The following is a 17716-nucleotide window of genomic DNA, read 5'->3' on the forward strand; positions in this document are numbered from 1 at the left end:
CGCTTGGCCTAAAAGGCCGCGATGCGAAACCCAGCCAAGGGGGCAGAGCCGTGGCGGTGGAAAAACCCAAGTCTTTTCAGGAAATTATCCTGCGTCTTCAGGCCTATTGGGCGGCCCGGGGTTGTGCCGTGATGCAGCCCTACGACATGGAGGTCGGCGCCGGCACCTTCCACCCGGCCACCACGCTGCGCGCGCTTGGCTCGAAAAGCTGGGCCGCCGCCTATGTGCAGCCCTCGCGCCGCCCGACCGACGGGCGCTACGGCGAGAACCCGAACCGGCTGCAGCATTACTACCAGTACCAGGTGCTGATCAAACCCAGCCCGCCGGACCTTCAGGCGCTCTACCTGGGCTCCCTCGAAGCCATCGGCATCGACATGGAGATGCATGACATCCGTTTCGTCGAGGACGATTGGGAAAGCCCGACCCTTGGCGCCTGGGGCCTGGGCTGGGAAGTCTGGTGCGACGGCATGGAAGTCAGCCAGTTCACCTATTTCCAGCAGGTCGGCGGCCATGATTGCACGCCGGTCTCGGGCGAGCTGACCTATGGCCTCGAGCGGCTGGCGATGTACGTGCTCGGCATCGATCACGTGATGGAGATGCCCTACAACGACCCGCAGGCCCCCATCGCGCTGAGCTACGGCGATGTCTTCCGCCAGACCGAGGAAGAATACTCTCGCTGGAACTTCGACGTGGCCAATACCGAGATGCTGCTGAAGCATTTCGAAGAGGCCGAAGCGGAATGCGAGGCGATCCTGGCCCAGGCGCATGACGATCCCAAGACCGGCAAGCGCATCGTCATGGCCCACCCGGCCTATGACCAATGCATCAAGGCGTCGCACATCTTCAACCTGCTCGACGCGCGCGGCGTGATCTCGGTCACCGAGCGGCAGGCCTATATCGGCCGGGTGCGGGCGCTGGCCAAGCAATGCGCCGACGCCTTCGTGCAGACCGAAGCCGGGGGCTACGCCCCGAGCGCGGCCTGACATGGCGGGCAAGATCTTTGCCGGGGCACTTGTCTTGGTGGCACTGATCGCGGGCGTGGCGATGTATTACCTGCAAGTCTACGCCTATTACGACGAGGTTGTCGGCAACGGCAGGGACGACGTGACGCTGGTCAGCCTGGTCTCGGGCCAGCCAGAAACGATCCTTTACGAGGATTTCGAGGCGATCGACAGCGACAGCTCGCCCATCCGCTACCGCGCCTGTTTCACCACGCAAAGCAGCATCGCCTTGCTGACCGAGACCTACGAGAGCCTCGCCCGGGCCGAGCCGCGCGTCGCGCCGAACTGGTTCGGCTGTTTCGACGCCAAGCAGATCGGGGCCGATCTGGAACAGGGCGTGGCGACCGCCTTTGTCGGGGCGCGCAACGTGGACTACGGCATCGACCGGATCGTCGCGATCTACCCCGACGGGCGCGGCTATGCCTGGCACGAGATCAACGAATGCGGTGCGGTCGTGTTCAACGGCGACCCGCTGCCCGAAGGCTGCCCGGAACCCGAGTGACCGCGGGCCCTTGGCGACAATTCAGCGGCGGGCCCCCGGGTCCGCCGTTCACTTTTTACGGAACTGATCGCGATCTCATGCGCTGACCTTCCAGCAGAGGAGATCCCGCCATGACCGCAACCCCGACCCAATCCGGTTCCGACCGCGCCCCCCGCTGGGTGGTGCCCGTGATGCGCGCGGGCTATTCCGCCCGCGGCATCGTCTACACCATCGTCGGCGCGCTCGCCGTTCTGGCCGCCTGGCAGGGTGGCCAGGCCGAAGGCACCACGGACGCCGTCGCCCAGTTGCGCCAGGCGCCCTTCGGCACCGCGCTGATGTGGGTCGTGGCCATCGGGCTTTTCGCCTACATGGTCTGGCGCCTGATCGACGCGGCCATGGATCTCGAGGAGTACGGCGACGGCGCCAAGGGCTTCTTTGCCCGCGGCGGGCTGGTCGTGACCGGGCTGATCCACGGCGCGCTGGGGGTGTCGGTCGCCAGCGCCGCTATGAGTGGCGGCTCGGGTGGCGAGGGCGGCGGCGCGGAAAGCGCCACGCAGCAGCTCATGTCCATGCCCTTCGGCATCTGGCTGGTCGGCATCGCCGGGGCCGCAACCATCGGCGCCGGGGCCTATTACGTCTACAAGGGCGTGGCGGAAAAGTACAAGGAACACATCCGCGTCACCCCCACCGCCCGCAAGCTCGACCCGGTGATGAAGTTCGGCTGCATCGCCGAGGGCGCGGTCGTCGGCATCATCGGCCTGTCGATCGTGATCGCCGCCCTGACGGCCGATCCGAACCAGGCTGGTGGCGTAGGCGAGGCGCTGGCGCAGGTCCGCTCGGTCGCCTATGGCCGCATCCTGCTGGCCATCGTGGGCCTCGGCCTTGTCGCCTTTGCCGTCGAGAACTTCGTCGAGGCGGTCTACCGCATCGTGCCGCGCCGCGCCGGGTCGGACGTCATGACGCTGGCCCGCCGCGCCAAGCTCAAGGCCGAGGGCAAGGTGCAGGCCGCCACCGCCTGATCGTTTGAAGCGACCTGTGTTAACGGCCTCCGCACCCCGCGGAGGCCGTTCCCGCTTGCCGCCGGACGCGCGGGCCGTTATCCCCTGCCACGGACAATCCGGGCCCTGCTTTGGGGCCCAAAATTGACGTGGTGAGCCAATGCCCGACCTTCTGATCGAACTCTTTTCCGAGGAAATCCCCGCCCGCATGCAAAAGCGCGCGGGTGAGGACCTGAAGAAGCTGGTGACCGATGGCCTGGTCGAGGCCGGTCTCACCTATGCCTCGGCCGGGGCCTTCGCCACGCCGCGCCGCCTGGCCCTGTCGGTCGAGGGGCTGCTGGCCCGCTCTCCCGACCTGCGCGAAGAGCGCAAGGGCCCCAAGGTGGGCGCGCCCGACCAGGCGATCGAGGGCTTCTGCCGCGGGGCAGGAGTCGCGCGTGACGCGCTGCAGGTCCGCGACGACAAGAAGGGCCAGGTCTATTTCGCGGTGATCGACCGCCCCGGCCGCCCGGCGGCCGAGATCGTGGCCGAGGTGCTGGAAAAGACCATCCGCACTTTCCCCTGGCCCAAGTCCATGCGCTGGGGCGCGGGCAGCCTGCGCTGGGTGCGCCCGCTGCATTCGATCCTCTGCATCCTGAGCGACGAAGCCGGGGCCGAGACCGTGCCGCTTGAGGTCGACGGCATCACCGCCGGCAACATGACGAAAGGCCACCGCTTCATGGCGCCGGCCGCGTTCTCGGTGTCGTCCTTCGACGATTACCGCGCCAAGCTGCGCCGCGCGTTCGTGCTGCTCGACCCCGAGGAACGTGCGAACCACATCTGGACGGATGCCACCAACGCGGCCTTCGCCCAGGGGCTCGAGCTGGTCGAGGACGCGGGGCTTCTGGCCGAGGTCGCGGGGCTGGTCGAATGGCCCGTCGTGCTGATGGGCGAGATCGGGGCCGATTTCCTCGACCTGCCGCCCGAGGTGCTGCAAACCTCCATGAAAGAGCACCAGAAGTTCTTTTCCGTGAAGAACCCCAAGACGGGCCGGATCGAGCGTTTCGTCACCGTCGCCAACCGCGAGACCGCCGACAACGGCGCGACTGTGCTGGCCGGGAACCAGAAGGTCCTCGCCGCGCGCCTCTCGGACGCCAAGTTCTTCTGGGAGAACGACCTGCGCATCGCCAAGGGCGACAAGATGGCCCCCTGGGTGGCGCAGCTGGAAAACGTGACCTTCCACGCCAAGCTCGGCAGCCAGGCCGCCCGCATCGCCCGCATCGCCGCGCTGTCGGGCGAGATCGCGCCCATGGTGGGCGCCGATGCCGCGCTGGCCGTCGAGGCCGCCAAGGTCGCCAAGGCGGACCTGTCGTCCGAGATGGTCTACGAATTCCCCGAACTGCAGGGCCTCATGGGCCGCTACTACGCCGATGCCGCGGGCCTTCCGGCCGAGGTCGCCGCCGCCTGCCAGGAGCATTACTCGCCCCTCGGCCCCTCCGACGACGTGCCTTCCGCGCCGGTGTCGGTGACGGTGGCGCTGGCCGACAAGCTCGACACGCTGACCGGCTTCTGGGCCATCGACGAAAAGCCGACGGGGTCGAAAGACCCCTACGCCCTGCGCCGCGCCGCGCTGGGGGTGATCCGGCTGGTGCTGGGGAATGGGGTGAGAGTGAATATCGCTTCACAACTTCAGAGCGACTTCCATCTGCATCTTTCGGGAGTTCGGTACGACGTCAAAGAAACCTTCGTTAGCAACGAAGAGTGGTGGCCAGGAGATTTCGATGAACCTGAATTGAAACGTGGTGCGGTGGAGAAACAGGACTTCATAGTTTTCACAAATTCTGTAGAATCTATCGTCTTCAATTTCGACGGACTGAGCGACCGCTTTATTTCAAAGAGACAAGAAGTGATTGAAGGACGGAAAGCGGATCCACACTACGATGACTACGACCAGTACAACGAACTGGTTGATGAAATTCGGCTGCGAGCAAACTCAATTTGGTCGCCGGAAGCAAAAACGCAGAATCACATTCAAGCCGCCAGCTTGTCACTTGCCACCGACCTCCTCGCCTTCTTCCACGACCGCCTCAAGGTCCACCTCCGTGACGAAGGCGTGCGCCACGACGTGATCGACGCCTGCCTCGCAATGCCCGGCAACGATGACCTGGTGCTGCTGGTCAAGCGGGCCGAGGCGCTGACTGCCTTCCTTGGCACCGAAGATGGCACCAACCTGCTGCAGGGCTTCAAGCGCGCCAACAACATCCTCACCCAGGCCGAAGAGAAGGACAGCGTCGAATACAGTTTCGGCGCCGAGCCGAAACTGGCCGAGGATGCCAGCGAAACGGCGCTTTTCGCCGCGCTCGACGCCGAAGCGCCGCAGATCGCCGCCGCGATGAAGGCCGAGGATTTCGCCGCCGCCATGTCGGCGCTGGCCCGGCTGCGCGCGCCCATCGACGCCTTCTTCGAGGCGGTGCAGGTCAATTCCGACAACGCGGTCATCCGCCGCAACCGCCTGAACCTGCTCAGCCGCATCCGCACGCTCTGCCTTGGCGTGGCCGACCTTACGAAGATCGAGGGCTGACCCCGGACCCCGGGCCGGAAAAGTCTTCTGACGAAGACTTTTCGCCCCCGCCCGGCCGCCCACCAGTCGCTCCGTGGCGCGAAGATTGTTCGTCAGAACAATCTTCCCGGCCGCCTGCGACCTAGGTGCACGGGTCCGAACCAATCCTTGCCAGCGGCCGCGCGGCGCGTATTCTGCCTCCATCTCCGGAGGATGCCGCGTTGCAGCAAAAGCCAGGCCCGTTCACCTTCATCACGCCGACCGCGCCGGTCGCGACCCCGACCCATGGCGGCCGGGCCAAGTGCTTGCAGCGCCTGATCCGGCTCGACCTGCCGGTGCCGCGCACGGTCGCGCTGTCCTTCGACGCGGTGCATGCGATCGCCGCCGGCTGTGAACCCGACGTGGGCGCGATCCTCGCCGAGTTCCCCGAGGACGCGCTGCTCTGCGTGCGCCCCTCGTCCGAGGACCCGGACTGGGGTGGGCCGGGATCTGTGCTGAACATCGGCATGAACGACGCCAGCTTCGTGACCCTCGCCGACCGGATCGGGACCGAGGCGGCGACCGCGCTCTACCTGCGCTTTGTCCAGGGCTATGCCGTCCACGTCGCCCGCCTTGACGCCGACATCTTCGAAGACATCCACGGCGTCGATTCCGACGCGCTCAGCGAGGCGCTGCGCGTCTACCAGGACGAAGCCGAAGAACCCTTTCCCCAGGACCCGGGCGTGCAGCTGGCCGGCGTGCTCCGCTCCATGGCCCGCGCCTGGGAAGGCACCACCGCGCGCCTTCTGCGCCAGGCCAAGGGCGCGCCGGCCGATGCCGGGCTCGGCCTCGTGGTGCAGGAAATGGCGCTGGGGCTCGGGGCGGGCGAATGCGGCTCGGGCGTGTTGCAGCTGGTCGATCCGCAGACCGGCAAGCGGCAGATCACCGGGCGCTATCTCAGCCAGAGCCAGGGCCGCGAGGCGCTGACCGGCGGCAAGGCGATCTACCTCGAGCGCGACCCGCGTGGCCCCTCGCTCGAGGAACTGGCGCCGCAGGCCTTCGCCGCGCTGAAGGAGCATGCCGCGCTGATGCGCCAGCGCCTGCGCGAAGAGATGCAGATCGAGTTCACCATCGAGGACGGCCAGGTCCACATCCTCGACGGGGTCCGCGTCAGCCGCCGGGGCCGGGCCGCCGTGCGCATCGCCGTGCGCCTGGCCGAGGACGGCATCATCTCGCGCGAAGAGGCGCTGATGCGGGTCGAGCCGCGCGCACTGTCGGAAATGCTGCACCGCCAGGTCGCCCCTGCCGCGCCGCGCGACCGGATCGGGCAGGGGATCGCCGCCAGCCCCGGCGCCGCCTCGGGCGCCATTGTCTTTTCGACGCGCGAGGCGCAGGCCTATGCCGCCCGCGACGAGGCCTGCATCCTGGTGCGGCGCGAGACCGGATCGGAGGACGTGCGCGGCATGCATGCGGCCCGTGCCGTGCTGACCGAACGCGGCGGGATCACCAGCCATGCCGCCGTGATCGGCCGGGGCATCGGGCGACCCTGCGTGGTCGGCGCCTCGGACCTGCATTTCAACATGGCCAAGAAAACGCTGACCACCCGCGACGGCCGGGTCTTTCGCCGCGGCGACATCATCACCGTGGACGGCACCGCCGGGGACGTGCTGGCCGGCACGCCCGAGATGGTCGAGGCGGCGCAGGACGACAGCTTCCGCACGCTCATGGCCTGGGCCGACGCGGTGCGCGACATCGGCATCCGCGCCAATGCCGACACGCCGGCCGATGCGCTGACGGCGGCGAATTTCGACGCCGAGGGGATCGGCCTCTGCCGGACCGAGCACATGTTCTTTGACGCGGACCGGCTGACGGTCATGCGCGAGATGATCTTTGCCGACAGCCCGCAGGGACGGCGCGGCGCGCTCGAGCAGCTTCTGCCGATGCAACGCGCGGATTTCATTGAGCTTTTCCGCATCATGGAGGGCCGGCCGGTCTGCATCCGCCTGCTTGACCCGCCGCTGCACGAATTCCTGCCCGCCGACCGGACAGGCATGCGCGACCTGGCCGAGGCGCTGGACCGGCCCCTGTCGGACGTGGAACGCCGGGTTGAGCTGCTGTCCGAATACAACCCGATGCTGGGGATGCGCGGCGTGCGGCTGGGCATCGCCGTGCCCGAGATCTACGAGATGCAGGCCCGCGCCATCTTCGAGGCGACGGTCGAGGCGAACCGCGCCGGGCTCAAGGTGGTGCCCGAGATCATGATCCCGCTGGTCTCGGCCAAGCGCGAGGTCGAGATGGTGCGCGCGGCCATCGAATCCGTGGCGGGGCAGGTGCGCGGCCGCACGGGGGCGGAGTTCGAGTTCCGCCTGGGCGTGATGGTCGAGACCCCGCGCGCCGCGCTGCGGGCCGGCGACATTGCCGGGTATTGCGACTTTCTCAGCTTCGGCACCAACGACCTGACGCAGATGACCTATGGGTTGTCGCGCGACGACGCAGGCCGCTTCATGTCGACCTACGTGCAGCAGGGCGTCTACGACGAAGACCCGTTCCACGTTCTCGACCGTGACGGTGTGGGGGAGCTTTTGCGCATCGGGGCCGAGCGGGGCCGCAGCGCGGACCCGGGAATCACCCTGTCGATCTGCGGCGAACATGGCGGCAATCCCGAATCGATCGCCTTCTGTCGGGCGGTCGGATTCGACTATGTCAGCTGCTCGCCCTTCCGCGTTCCGGTCGCGCGCCTCGCTGCCGCGCAAGGCGCAATTTCAGACAAAATAAAGTAGATATGCCGATTGCGGTGCCCGACATTTGGTGTCAAATCTGAGGGCGATTCACCATGAGCAATCTACCGCCTATAGGGGCGGTGGACGCGCCGCGTCTTTTTGATGTAAGACGCCGACCGGCGGGGGCTGCTACCCGTCTGGTTACGGAAGGTGAAGATGCGGTATCTTTTTGCTGTCGTGGCGAGCGTCCTGCTCGCATCTGCTGCTACGGCCGAAGCCCCGGCTTCCAGGATCGAGGATGCGCTGCGCAAGGAACGCGTCGCGCTGGACCGGATCGGAACGGAAAAGCTCGAGACCCTGGTCGCGGCCCCGTCCTTCGACGGGATGCGCTACGACCGAAATTGGCTCGCCTCGGTCGAGCTCGAGCCGGGCAGCGATCAATGGGCCTGCCTCGCCCAAGCGCTCTACTTCGAGGCGCGCGGCGAGACGGTCAAGGGCCAGTTCGCCGTGGCCGAGGTGATCCTGAACCGGGTCGATTCCGCGCAGTTCCCGAACTCGGTTTGCGGCGTGATCCACCAGGGCACCGGCAAGAAATACGCCTGCCAGTTCACCTACACCTGCGACGGGCTGAAAGAGACGATCGCCGAGCCGGCGGCCTACAAGCGCGTCGGCAAGGTGGCCCAGATCATGCTGGACGGCGCCCCGCGCCCGCTGACGAACGGCGCCACCTATTACCACACCAAGTCGGTCAAGCCGCGCTGGTCGCGCCTGTTCACCCGCACCGCCACCATCGGCGTGCACCATTTCTACAAGCGCCCCACGCAGCTCAGCTCGAACTGACAGCCGCCGCACAAGATTTTTCATCTGAAAAATCTTGTGATCCGGCGCCAGGCGAAGATCGTTCGTCAGAACGATCTTCCGGTGCGGTGGGCGGCCTGCGTTTCCGATAGCGGTCGTATGCGCCGCATCGGCGCCAATGATGTCGGACCCGGTGCCTGCCCGGTCGCATTGTGCGCTGGTTGTGCCGGGTCGGTCCTGTTAATCAGCCCCGGCAGCCACACGGGCCGCAGCAGGGAGAGCGCATCATGACCCAGGACATCCGACTGGCCTTTGCCCATCCGTCAGAGCGGGCGGAGGCGATGGCGGGCGACGATCTGCTGGACCGGATCAGCCTGCGCGACCACGTGGTCGAGGCCGAGATCGGCGCCTTTCAGGCGGAACGCGGCACCACCCAGCGGCTGCGCTTCAACGTGGTGGTCGAGGTGCGCCCGCTGTCGGCCGAGATCGACGACGACGTCGACCGCATCCTCAGCTACGACAAGGTGACCGAAGCCATCGCCCATGAGCTGGCCGCCGAGCGGCTGAACCTGCTCGAGACCCTGGCCGAGCGCGTGGCCGAGCGCATCCTGCTCGAGCCCCAGGCCCAGCGGGCCTTTGTCCGCGTCGAAAAGCTCGACCGCGGCCCCGGCGCCCTCGGGGTCGAGATCGTGCGCGGCCGCGGTGACGTGCACCATGTCCAGCCCGAGGACCGGCCGCATCCCGTCATCGTTTACCTGTCGAACGCCGCCATCGCCGCGCCCGCGCTGCCCCGCTGGCTCGACCGGCTCGAGGCCGAGGGCGCGCCGGTGCTGCTCTGCGTCGGCACGCCCGACGTGGCCGCGCCGCAATCCGCCGTCGCCCCGGCGCAGCGCCGCATCGACCTGCTGTCGATCGAGCAGAACGCCTGGGTGCTGGCGGGGCGCGATCCGCGCTGCGTCGTGGTCGCCACCCGGACCGAGCTCGACTGGTCGATGAAGCATGGCCAGATCGCGGTCTGGGCGCCCTCCAAGATCGTGCTCGACGCCGCGCAAGGCCCCCGGACCCAGCCCAAGGACAGCCCCGGCCTGGCCGCCTGGTTCGCCGGCGAGATCTCGGCCCGCGAACTGGTCATCATCGGCGAAGCGGCACCCGCGACCGACATCCCCCTGCGCGTGGTCTCGGTCGAGGCGGGCCTGTGACGAGCCGCTTCTGGCCGATCCCCGAGGCGCGGCACGCCGGCGGCAGCCCCGGCCTGCCGCTCGCCGGCAGCCGCCATGTCGCCTGGGACCTGGTGAACCGGCTGGGCGATGGGCCGGACGAGCACCTGCTTGCCTCGGACCTCGTCCCCGAGAGGCGGGACCGCCTGGTGGCCCTGCGCGCGCCCGTCTGCGGGCTGTCGATGGACGTGCCGCGGATCATGGGCATCCTCAACGTCACGCCCGACAGTTTCTCGGACGGCGGCCGCCATGACACGCTCGAGCGCGGCGTGGCCCATGCCCATCTCATGGCCGCCGAGGCCGACATGATCGACATCGGCGGCGAATCCACGCGGCCCGGCGCCCGCGAAGTCCCGGTGGACGAAGAGATCGCCCGCACCGCCCCGGTGATCCGCGAGATCCGCGCCCAGGGCATCGCAACGCCGATCAGCATCGACACCCGCAAGGCTGCCGTGGCCGAGGCGGCCCTGGACGCCGGCGCCGATTTCGTCAACGACGTGACCGCCCTGCGCTGGGACGCCCGCATGGCTGCGCTCTGCGCCGACCGGGACGTACCGGTCTGCCTGATGCATTCCGTGGCCGACCCCGAGACGATGCAGGCCCATGCCACCTACCAGGACGTCACGCGCGAGGTCTATGACCACCTGGCCGAACGGATCGACGCCGCCCTGGCGGCCGGTATCCGGCTGGACAACATCGTGACCGACCCCGGCATCGGCTTCGGCAAGACGCTCGAGCACAACCTCGACCTGCTGCGCCGGTTGGCGATCTTCCACGACCTCGGCGCGCCGGTGCTGCTGGGTGCCTCACGCAAACGTTTCATCGGTACGCTGGGTCTTGCCGATGACGCGGCGGCGCGGATGCCCGGCTCGGTCGCAGTGGCTTTGCACGGCGCCGCGCAGGGAGTACAAATCCTGCGCGTCCACGACGTGGCCGAGACGCGGCAGGCGCTTCGGCTCTGGGCCGCCATCGCGGGCGACAACGACAACAGCGGGCCCGCCTGACGCCCGCGAAGACAAGGGGCAGGGTGACATGGTGCGCAAACTTTTCGGAACCGACGGGGTGCGGGGCAAGGCGAATGCGTCGCCGATGACCGCCGAAATGGCGATGCGGCTGGGCGCCGCCGCCGGGCGGTATTTCCGGCGTGAGGCCGACAGTTCCGTCCACCGGGTGGTGATCGGCAAGGACACGCGCCTGTCGGGCTACATGTTCGAAAACGCGCTGACGGCCGGTTTGACCTCGACCGGCATGAACGTGCTGCTCCTGGGCCCGGTGCCGACGCCCGCCGTGGGCTTGCTGACGCCATCCATGCGCGCCGACCTCGGCATCATGATCTCGGCCAGCCACAACCCGGCCGATGACAACGGGATCAAGTTCTTCGGCCCCGACGGGTTCAAGCTCTCGGACGAGGCCGAGGCCGAGATCGAGGCGCTCGTAGACCGGGGCGTGTCCCTGGCCCAGGCGCAGAACATCGGCCGCGCCAAGCGGATCGACGATGGCCGCTTCCGCTACCAGGAAAGGGTCAAGTCGACCTTTCCCCATGGCATGCGGTTGGATGGCATGAAGATCGTCGTCGATTGCGCCAATGGCGCGGCCTACAAGACCGCGCCAGAAGTGCTGTGGGAGCTGGGCGCCCAGGTGATCCCCGTGGGCGTCAGCCCCAACGGACGCAACATCAACGACGGCTGCGGCTCGACCGCGCCGCGCACGGCGGCGGAAACCGTGGTGGCCCATGGCGCGGACGTGGGCATCTGCCTCGATGGCGATGCCGACCGGATCATCCTGATCGACGAAACCGGCAAGGTGGCCGATGGCGACCAGCTGATGGCCCGCATGGCCGCCCGCTGGGCCGAGGACGGCCGGCTCGCCGGTGGCGCATTGGTGGCGACGGTCATGTCAAACCTCGGGCTGGAGCGTTTCCTCGAAGGACGGGGGCTGCGCCTGGAACGCACCGCGGTGGGCGACCGCTACGTGGTCGAGGCGATGCGGCGCGGCGGCTACAACCTCGGCGGTGAGCAATCGGGCCATATTGTCATGACCGATTTCGCCACGACCGGCGACGGGCTGATGGCTGGCCTGCAATTCCTGGCCGAGATGGTGCGCACGGGTCAGCGCGCCTCCGAGCTCACGAAGGCCTTCGAGCCGGTGCCGCAACTGCTCAGGAATGTGCGTTTCGGCACGGGCCAGCGGCCGCTTGATGCCGACAGCGTGAAATCCGCGATCGCCGGGGCCGAGGAGGATCTGAATGGCTCGGGCCGCCTGCTGATCCGCAAGTCGGGGACGGAACCGTTGGTACGGGTCATGGCGGAATGCGAGGACGAGGCGTTGCTGACCCGCGTGGTCGATGACGTCGTGGCTGCAGTCGAGGCGGTGACGCAGGGCTGATCCCGACTGCCGCCGTGGATGCGGATGGCCCGGACGGGGGGCCAGCCCCCCGCGCGCCAGGGCGCGCTCCCCCCGAGGTATTTTGCAAACAATGAAGCAATCTGGTTCGAAGGAGTCCGAGGCGCCAGCCAGGGCTGCTCCGCTCCTTCATTGTTTCAAAAATACCTCGGGGGTCCAGGGGGCTGGCCCCCTGGTGGCCTTCCGTCAGTCGCTTGCGCCGCGGGGATCAAGCAGACGGGCGAGGATTTCCGCTTGCGTGACCTGGCCGACAAGTGCGCCGTCGCGTAGCACGCCGACAGGCGTCTCGGACTGGCGGGCGGCCTCCATCACGTCGCGGATCGGCGTGCGGGGGGCGACGGAGATCGCGCAACTGCCGGTGGGGGGCGTCATGACGTCTTCGGCGCAAAGCACGCCGAGCGGGTTCATGTGCTGCACGAATTCGGCCACGTAATCCGTTGCGGGGGATGTAAAAATCTCCTGCGGGGTGCCGCATTGAACGATCCTGCCGCCCTCCATGATGGCGATGCGGTTGCCGATCTTGAAGGCCTCGTCGAGGTCGTGGCTGACGAAGATGATGGTGCGTTTCAACTGGGCTTGCAGCTCGAGCAGCTCGTCCTGCAGCTTGGTGCGGATCAGCGGGTCGAGGGCCGAAAAGGGCTCGTCCATCAGCAGGATCGGGGCCTCGGTGACGAACGCGCGGGCGAGGCCGACGCGCTGCTGCATGCCGCCCGAGAGGTCTCCGACCTTGCGCTCGGCCCAGTCCGACAGGCCCACGAGGGCCAGCTGCCGGTCGACCTTGTCCTGCCGCTCTGCCCGGCCCATGCCGGCCAGCTCCAGGCCCAGACCCACGTTCTCGCGGACCGACCGCCAGGGCAGCAGTCCGAATTGCTGGAACACCATGGCCACGTGATGTGCGCGGATGCGCCGCAGGGTCGCCGCGTCGGCGTTGGTCACGTCGACCAGCCCCTTGCCGTCAGAGACCAGCGCCGCGCCGCGCACCACCGGGTTCAACCCGTTGACCGCGCGCAGCAGGGTCGACTTGCCCGAGCCCGACAGGCCCATGAGCACGAGGATCTCGCCTTCCTCGACGTCGATGGAGCAGTCGTGCACGCCCAGCACCTGGCCCGTCTCGGTCTGGATCTCGGCGCGGCTTTGCCCGGCATCCATCAGCGGCAGGGCGCGGTCCGGGTGCTCGCCGAAGACGATGGAGACGCGGTCGAAGCGGACGGCGAGGGCCATCTCAGCGCTCGACCCGAAGGATGCGGTCGAGCATGATGGCGACGACCACGATGATGAAGCCGCTCTCGAAGCCGAGCGCGGTGTTGACCTGGTTCAGTGCCCGCACGACCGGCACGCCCAGCCCGTCCGCGCCGACCAGCGCGGCGATCACCACCATCGACAGAGACAGCATGATCGTCTGGTTCAGCCCGGCCATGATCTGCGGCAGGGCATAGGGCATTTCCACCTTCCACAGGGTCTGGCGCGGTGTGGCGCCAAAGGCCTGCGCCGCCTCGAGCAGCGGCCTGGGGGTCGAGCTGACGCCGAGGTGGGTCAGTCGAATCGGGGCGGGCACGACGAAGATTACCGTGGCCAGCAGCCCCGGGACCATGCCTATGCCGAAGAAGACGATGGCGGGGATCAGGTAGACGAAGGTCGGCAGGGTCTGCATCAGGTCCAGCACTGGCCGCATCCAGGCATAGAGCCGGGGGCGATGGGCGGCGGCGATGCCGATCGGCACGCCGACCAGCATGCAGACGACGCAGGCCGACAGGACCAGGGTCAGGCTCTCGGTCGTTTCTTCCCAGTAGCCCTGGTTGAGGATGAAGAGGAACCCGAGCGCCACGAAGAGCGGCACCTTCCAGCTGCGGTGCAGCGCCCAGGTCAGGCCGACGATCACCGCGATGACCAGCCATTCCGGCGGCGTCTGGAAGACCCAGAGGATCGCGTCGATCATCGCTTCCATCACCACGGCGAGGCCGTCAAAGAACCAGCCCCCGTGCACTTGCAGCCAGTCGAAGACGCTGGCAGCGGTCTTTCCGACCGGGATCTTGGTGTCTGTAAGCCATTCCATGGCCCGAGCCTTAGCGGGCGCGGGGCAGGGGTCAAGCCCCAATGGTGAGGGCCGGGCGTTTCTCCCGTGGCGGCTCGGTCGCTCAGGCGGCCCGTTGACCGGTGCCGCGGGCCGAGCCCAGCTCGAACTCACTGATCGCCTCGGCGAGGCTGCGGGCATGATCGGCGATTTCGAGCGCGGCGGCGCGGCTGGCCGAGGCCACCTGCCGGTTCTGCGCGGTCAGGGCGTTCAGCCGTTCCATCGAGGTATTGACCTGCCCCACCTCCTGGGCCTGGTCATCGGCGGTGGTGCTGACCTCGCTCAGCACCTCGTCGACGCGCTGGATATGGTCACGGATCGCGCTCAGTGCCTCGCCGGTGTTGCCGACCAGCGTCACGCCGCTGGTCACTTCGCGCACGCTTTCCTCGATCAGCCGCCGGATCTCGTGGGCGGCGGTTTGCGACCGGCCGGCCAGCTCGCGCACTTCCTGGGCGACGACGGCAAAGCCCCGGCCGCTGTCGCCGGCGCGCGCGGCCTCGACCCCGGCATTGAGGGCCAGCAGGTTGGTCTGGAACGAGATGTCCTGGATGACCGAGATGATCTGCGCGATCCGGTCCGAGGAGGCCGAGATCCGGTCCATCGCCGCCACCGCGTCGCGCACCACCGCGCCCGAACTGTCGGCGCGGGCACGGGCCTCTCCGGCCAGGGACTTGGCGCCCTTGAGCGAGGCGGTCGTCTCGGCCAATGCGCTGGTCAGCCGGGCCATGGCCTCGGCGGTCTGGCCGATGGTCTCGACCTGGTCGTCGGTGCGGCTGGCCAGGTCCTTTGCCGTGTGGCGCATCCCGTCAGAGCGTGCGTCGAGATCACCAACCGTGCGCGCGATCTCGGAGATCACGTCGCGCAGGCGCTGCGTCGCGGCGTTGAAATCGGCGCGGATCGAGTCGTATTCTGCGGCCAGCGGCGTATCGAACCGCAGCGTCAAGTCGGCGCGGGCGAGGGCATTCAGCCCCTCGGTCATCAGGTCGACGACTTGCTGGTGACGGGCGTTCAGGCTTGCCTCGTCGCGGGCTTTCCTGTCGCGGGCTTCCACGCTCAGCAGCTTGAAGGCATGCACCGAGCGGGCCATTGCGCCGACCTCGCCTCGGGTGTCGGTCAGGGGCACGGTCGCGTCGAACCGACCCTCGATGAACTCGCCCATGATGCGGATCAGGCGGCGCAGCCGGCGCGTGCTTGATTCGGCCATGGCGATTGCGAGGGCCAGCATCAGCCCCACGGCAGCGGCGACCACGGCGGCGGTCCGCCACATCGTCGCGTTGGCCGCTTCGGATGTCGCGACGGCCAGCACCTCCTGTTCGATCACCAACTCGCGTTCGAGCGCCCGCAGCGAATCGATCCAGTCGGTCGAGGCGGCGAACCAGGCAGGGGCCGTGAGCGCGCCGCGCGCGCCGCCATAGGGCAGGGCGGCGATGGCGTCACGCATCGGCGTCAGCGTGGTGGCCGCGTCCTGGGTCATCAGGCGGTCCACCAGTCCCGGCCGGTCCAGCGCCTGTTCGGCCTGCGCAAGAAAGGCCGCCTGCCGCGCGCCGAGGTCCATGAAGCGGCGGTGGATCGCGGCCGGGAAGTCTGCCCCGCCCAGCCCCGTGGCCCCCATCGCCCGTTCGAGCCCCGCGCTTTCCTTGGCCAGCGCGATCAGTTCGCGCCCCTCCATCAGCACGGCGCCATCCTGGGCCACGAAATGCGTTCGGATGCGGCTGGTGGCGTGCAGCAGGTCATTGATGATGCCGGTGTAATAGCCCGCCAGTTCGGGCACGGTCAGGGCCAGGGCGTCGATCTGCCCGCGCTGCGCGCCCAGCCGGTCCAGCGCCGTGTCGGCCGCCTCGATCCTGGTCGGAGCAAGGGCGCGGGTGCCGTCGATCCGGCTGCGGTAGCGGTCCAGCACAGCGTCTGTATCGGCCCGCTGCCGCGACAGCTCTGCCACGAAATTCGCGCCGGAAGAGCCGGTGAAGCCGGCGGAATAGCCGCGTTCCTTCTGCAATTCGTGGACGAGGTCGGCCATCACCTCGGATTCGACCGAGAGCCTGTCGATCCGCGCATGGCTCCGTGCCACGTCCCGAAGCTCGACGATCTTGAGCGTTGCGAGGACGATGACCGCAAGGAACAGCGGGCCCAGCGCACCGAGCATCATGAAACGAAGTGACATCAGGAAGGGCCCCGGCGTGGATCACGTTGAGGCATCATGTACGACAAACAATGAACAATGATTGAACGGCGGCAAAGCGCCGTGCAACAGCTTGAAAAACCGCCAGGTTTCAGGGGATCAGCCGCCGGTTTCGGCCCGCACGAAGGCCACGATGGCGTTGGCATGTCCATGCCCAAGCCTATGTTCGGACTTGAGCCAGTTGACCACCTCCATGTGCTTGAGGCCGGACTGGCCGCGCGCGAGGTCGAGCCAATGGTCGATCGGCTGGCCGTACTTTTTCTCGATCGAGGGGAAATAGGACGCGGGGCCCTTGGGTTTGTCGGTCATTGTCAACGGTCCGAAAGGGGAAGGCGGCGCGGGATGCGCGCCGCCCGCAGATCACATGTCGAGGGCGGACTGGACCGCGGCCATGGCGTCGCCGCCATCCATCGTGGTCACGCCGTCCAGCCAGCCGTCCAGCACCGAGGGGTTGGCCGAGAGCCAGGCCTTGGCCGCGTCCGACGGATCGGTCCCGTCGTTCAGGATCGCGCCCATGATCTCGTTCTCCATGGCCAGCGTAAACTCGAGGTTGGTCAGCAGCTTGCCGACGTTCGGGCAGTCCTCGACATAGCCCGCGCGGGTATTGGTAAAGACGCTGCCCTCGGCGCCGAACCATTCCTCGCCGCCGGTGAGGTAGGTCAGCTCCATCGCGGCGTTCATCGGATGCGGCTCCCACGCGAGGAACACCACCGGCTCGCCGCGCTTGTCGAGGCGAGTGGCCTGCGCCAGCATGCCCTGTTCCGAGCTTTCGACCAGCTCGAGCTTGGACATGCCGAAATCGTCGCCTTCGATCCGGTCGAGGATCAGCCGGTTGCCGTCATTGCCCGGCTCGATGCCGAAGATCTTGCCGTCCAGCGCATCGGCATGGGCCGCGATGTCGGCGAAATCCGCGATGCCCAGCGCCGCGCCGGCCGGGTTCGTCGCCAGCGTGTACTTGGTGCCCTTGAGGTTCTCTTTCACGGTGTCGACCGTTCCGGCCTCGCGGTAGGGGGCGATATCCGCCTCCATCGTCGGCATCCAGTTGCCGAGGAACACGTCGATGTCGCCTTCGGCGAGGCTGGTATAGGTCACGGGCACCGACAGCAGCTTGATGTCGGTCTCATAGCCCAGCGCCTCGAGCACCAGCGTCGTGGCCGCGGTCGTGGCGGTGATGTCGGTCCAGCCAACGTCGGAGAAGCTGACGCTGCCGCATTCGGAGTGGCTGGCAGCAAAGGCCGGCGCGGCTGCCACGATGGCAAGCACCGAGAGCGTGGATCTGAAGGTCATGAGGTGTCTCCCTGTTTTCTTGATTGACGGGTCAATAAAAATC

The 17716-nt window shown here is 67.8% G+C and carries 14 protein-coding genes; 9 read left to right on the forward strand and 5 right to left on the reverse strand.

Translation table 11 applies throughout. The annotated features are described in order from the left end of the window. Positions 1-50: 50 nt before the first annotated feature. The 9 genes from MF270_RS16235 to glmM all read left to right on the forward strand — a co-directional run bounded on the left by MF270_RS16235 (position 51) and on the right by glmM (position 12118). A complete protein-coding gene (locus MF270_RS16235) occupies positions 51-983 on the forward strand; it encodes a glycine--tRNA ligase subunit alpha (RefSeq protein ID WP_336246025.1) in 933 nt (310 codons plus the stop codon). 1 nt (position 984) lies between these two features. Further along, a complete protein-coding gene (locus tag MF270_RS16240) occupies positions 985-1503 on the forward strand; it encodes a DUF6446 family protein (RefSeq protein WP_238366961.1) in 519 nt (172 codons plus the stop codon). A gap of 110 nt (positions 1504-1613) precedes the next feature. Further along, positions 1614-2501: a DUF1206 domain-containing protein gene (locus MF270_RS16245; protein WP_238366962.1), complete on the forward strand. Its 888-nt coding sequence runs from the start codon at positions 1614-1616 to the stop codon at positions 2499-2501. 139 nt (positions 2502-2640) lie between these two features. After that, complete coding sequence (gene glyS, locus MF270_RS16250) at positions 2641-5040, forward strand: glycine--tRNA ligase subunit beta (protein ID WP_238366963.1); 2400 nt, start codon at positions 2641-2643, stop codon at positions 5038-5040. 200 nt (positions 5041-5240) lie between these two features. Further along, a complete protein-coding gene (gene ppdK, locus MF270_RS16255) occupies positions 5241-7778 on the forward strand; it encodes a pyruvate, phosphate dikinase (RefSeq protein WP_336246026.1) in 2538 nt (845 codons plus the stop codon). A gap of 156 nt (positions 7779-7934) precedes the next feature. Beyond that, positions 7935-8558, forward strand: coding sequence for a cell wall hydrolase (locus tag MF270_RS16260; protein ID WP_238366964.1), 624 nt, complete (start codon positions 7935-7937; stop codon positions 8556-8558). 245 nt (positions 8559-8803) lie between these two features. Continuing rightward, the gene (locus MF270_RS16265) at positions 8804-9715 is read left to right on the forward strand and encodes a dihydroneopterin aldolase (protein WP_238366965.1); all 912 of its coding nucleotides are present in this window, start codon (positions 8804-8806) and stop codon (positions 9713-9715) included. Continuing rightward, complete coding sequence (gene folP / locus MF270_RS16270; RefSeq protein ID WP_418887887.1) at positions 9712-10737, forward strand: dihydropteroate synthase; 1026 nt, start codon at positions 9712-9714, stop codon at positions 10735-10737. The genes MF270_RS16265 and folP overlap by 4 nt, the downstream gene beginning before the upstream one ends. A gap of 28 nt (positions 10738-10765) precedes the next feature. Beyond that, positions 10766-12118, forward strand: a complete 1353-nt coding sequence (glmM, locus tag MF270_RS16275; protein ID WP_238366966.1) for a phosphoglucosamine mutase — start codon at positions 10766-10768, stop codon at positions 12116-12118. A 204-nt stretch (positions 12119-12322) separates the two neighbouring features. Here glmM and choV read toward each other — a convergent pair whose 3' ends face one another. The 5 genes from choV to choX all read right to left on the reverse strand — a co-directional run bounded on the left by choV (position 12323) and on the right by choX (position 17673). Further along, a complete protein-coding gene (choV, locus tag MF270_RS16280) occupies positions 12323-13357 on the reverse strand; it encodes a choline ABC transporter ATP-binding protein (protein ID WP_238366967.1) in 1035 nt (344 codons plus the stop codon). A 1-nt stretch (position 13358) separates the two neighbouring features. Then, the gene (gene choW, locus MF270_RS16285; RefSeq protein ID WP_238366968.1) at positions 13359-14189 is read right to left on the reverse strand and encodes a choline ABC transporter permease subunit; all 831 of its coding nucleotides are present in this window, start codon (positions 14187-14189) and stop codon (positions 13359-13361) included. An 82-nt stretch (positions 14190-14271) separates the two neighbouring features. After that, entirely contained in the window at positions 14272-16368 is a 2097-nt protein-coding gene (locus MF270_RS16290; protein ID WP_238366969.1) for a methyl-accepting chemotaxis protein, read from the reverse strand. Between the two features lie 117 nt (positions 16369-16485). Beyond that, complete coding sequence (locus MF270_RS16295) at positions 16486-16695, reverse strand: DUF4287 domain-containing protein (protein ID WP_472850403.1); 210 nt, start codon at positions 16693-16695, stop codon at positions 16486-16488. 51 nt (positions 16696-16746) lie between these two features. Then, on the reverse strand, positions 16747-17673 hold the full coding sequence (gene choX, locus MF270_RS16300) for a choline ABC transporter substrate-binding protein (protein ID WP_238366971.1): 927 nt from the start codon (positions 17671-17673) through the stop codon (positions 16747-16749). Positions 17674-17716 lie beyond the last annotated feature (43 nt).

Origin of the sequence: Mesobacterium pallidum (assembly GCF_019966535.1) — a bacterium.
In the GTDB taxonomy this organism is placed as follows: domain Bacteria; phylum Pseudomonadota; class Alphaproteobacteria; order Rhodobacterales; family Rhodobacteraceae; genus Mesobacterium; species Mesobacterium pallidum.

What these genes read in the sequence shown, in the direction of transcription:
- MF270_RS16240 (WP_238366961.1), top strand. Translation starts at nt 985, where the DNA reads ATGGCGGGCAAGATCTTTGCCGGGGCACTTGTCTTGGTGGCACTGATC.
- MF270_RS16245 (WP_238366962.1), top strand. Translation starts at nt 1,614, where the DNA reads ATGACCGCAACCCCGACCCAATCCGGTTCCGACCGCGCCCCCCGCTGG.
- glyS (WP_238366963.1), top strand. Translation starts at nt 2,641, where the DNA reads ATGCCCGACCTTCTGATCGAACTCTTTTCCGAGGAAATCCCCGCCCGC.
- MF270_RS16260 (WP_238366964.1), top strand. Translation starts at nt 7,935, where the DNA reads ATGCGGTATCTTTTTGCTGTCGTGGCGAGCGTCCTGCTCGCATCTGCT.
- MF270_RS16265 (WP_238366965.1), top strand. Translation starts at nt 8,804, where the DNA reads ATGACCCAGGACATCCGACTGGCCTTTGCCCATCCGTCAGAGCGGGCG.
- glmM (WP_238366966.1), top strand. Translation starts at nt 10,766, where the DNA reads ATGGTGCGCAAACTTTTCGGAACCGACGGGGTGCGGGGCAAGGCGAAT.
- choV (WP_238366967.1), bottom strand. Translation starts at nt 13,357, where the DNA reads ATGGCCCTCGCCGTCCGCTTCGACCGCGTCTCCATCGTCTTCGGCGAG.
- choW (WP_238366968.1), bottom strand. Translation starts at nt 14,189, where the DNA reads ATGGAATGGCTTACAGACACCAAGATCCCGGTCGGAAAGACCGCTGCC.
- MF270_RS16290 (WP_238366969.1), bottom strand. Translation starts at nt 16,368, where the DNA reads ATGTCACTTCGTTTCATGATGCTCGGTGCGCTGGGCCCGCTGTTCCTT.
- MF270_RS16295 (WP_472850403.1), bottom strand. Translation starts at nt 16,695, where the DNA reads ATGACCGACAAACCCAAGGGCCCCGCGTCCTATTTCCCCTCGATCGAG.
- choX (WP_238366971.1), bottom strand. Translation starts at nt 17,673, where the DNA reads ATGACCTTCAGATCCACGCTCTCGGTGCTTGCCATCGTGGCAGCCGCG.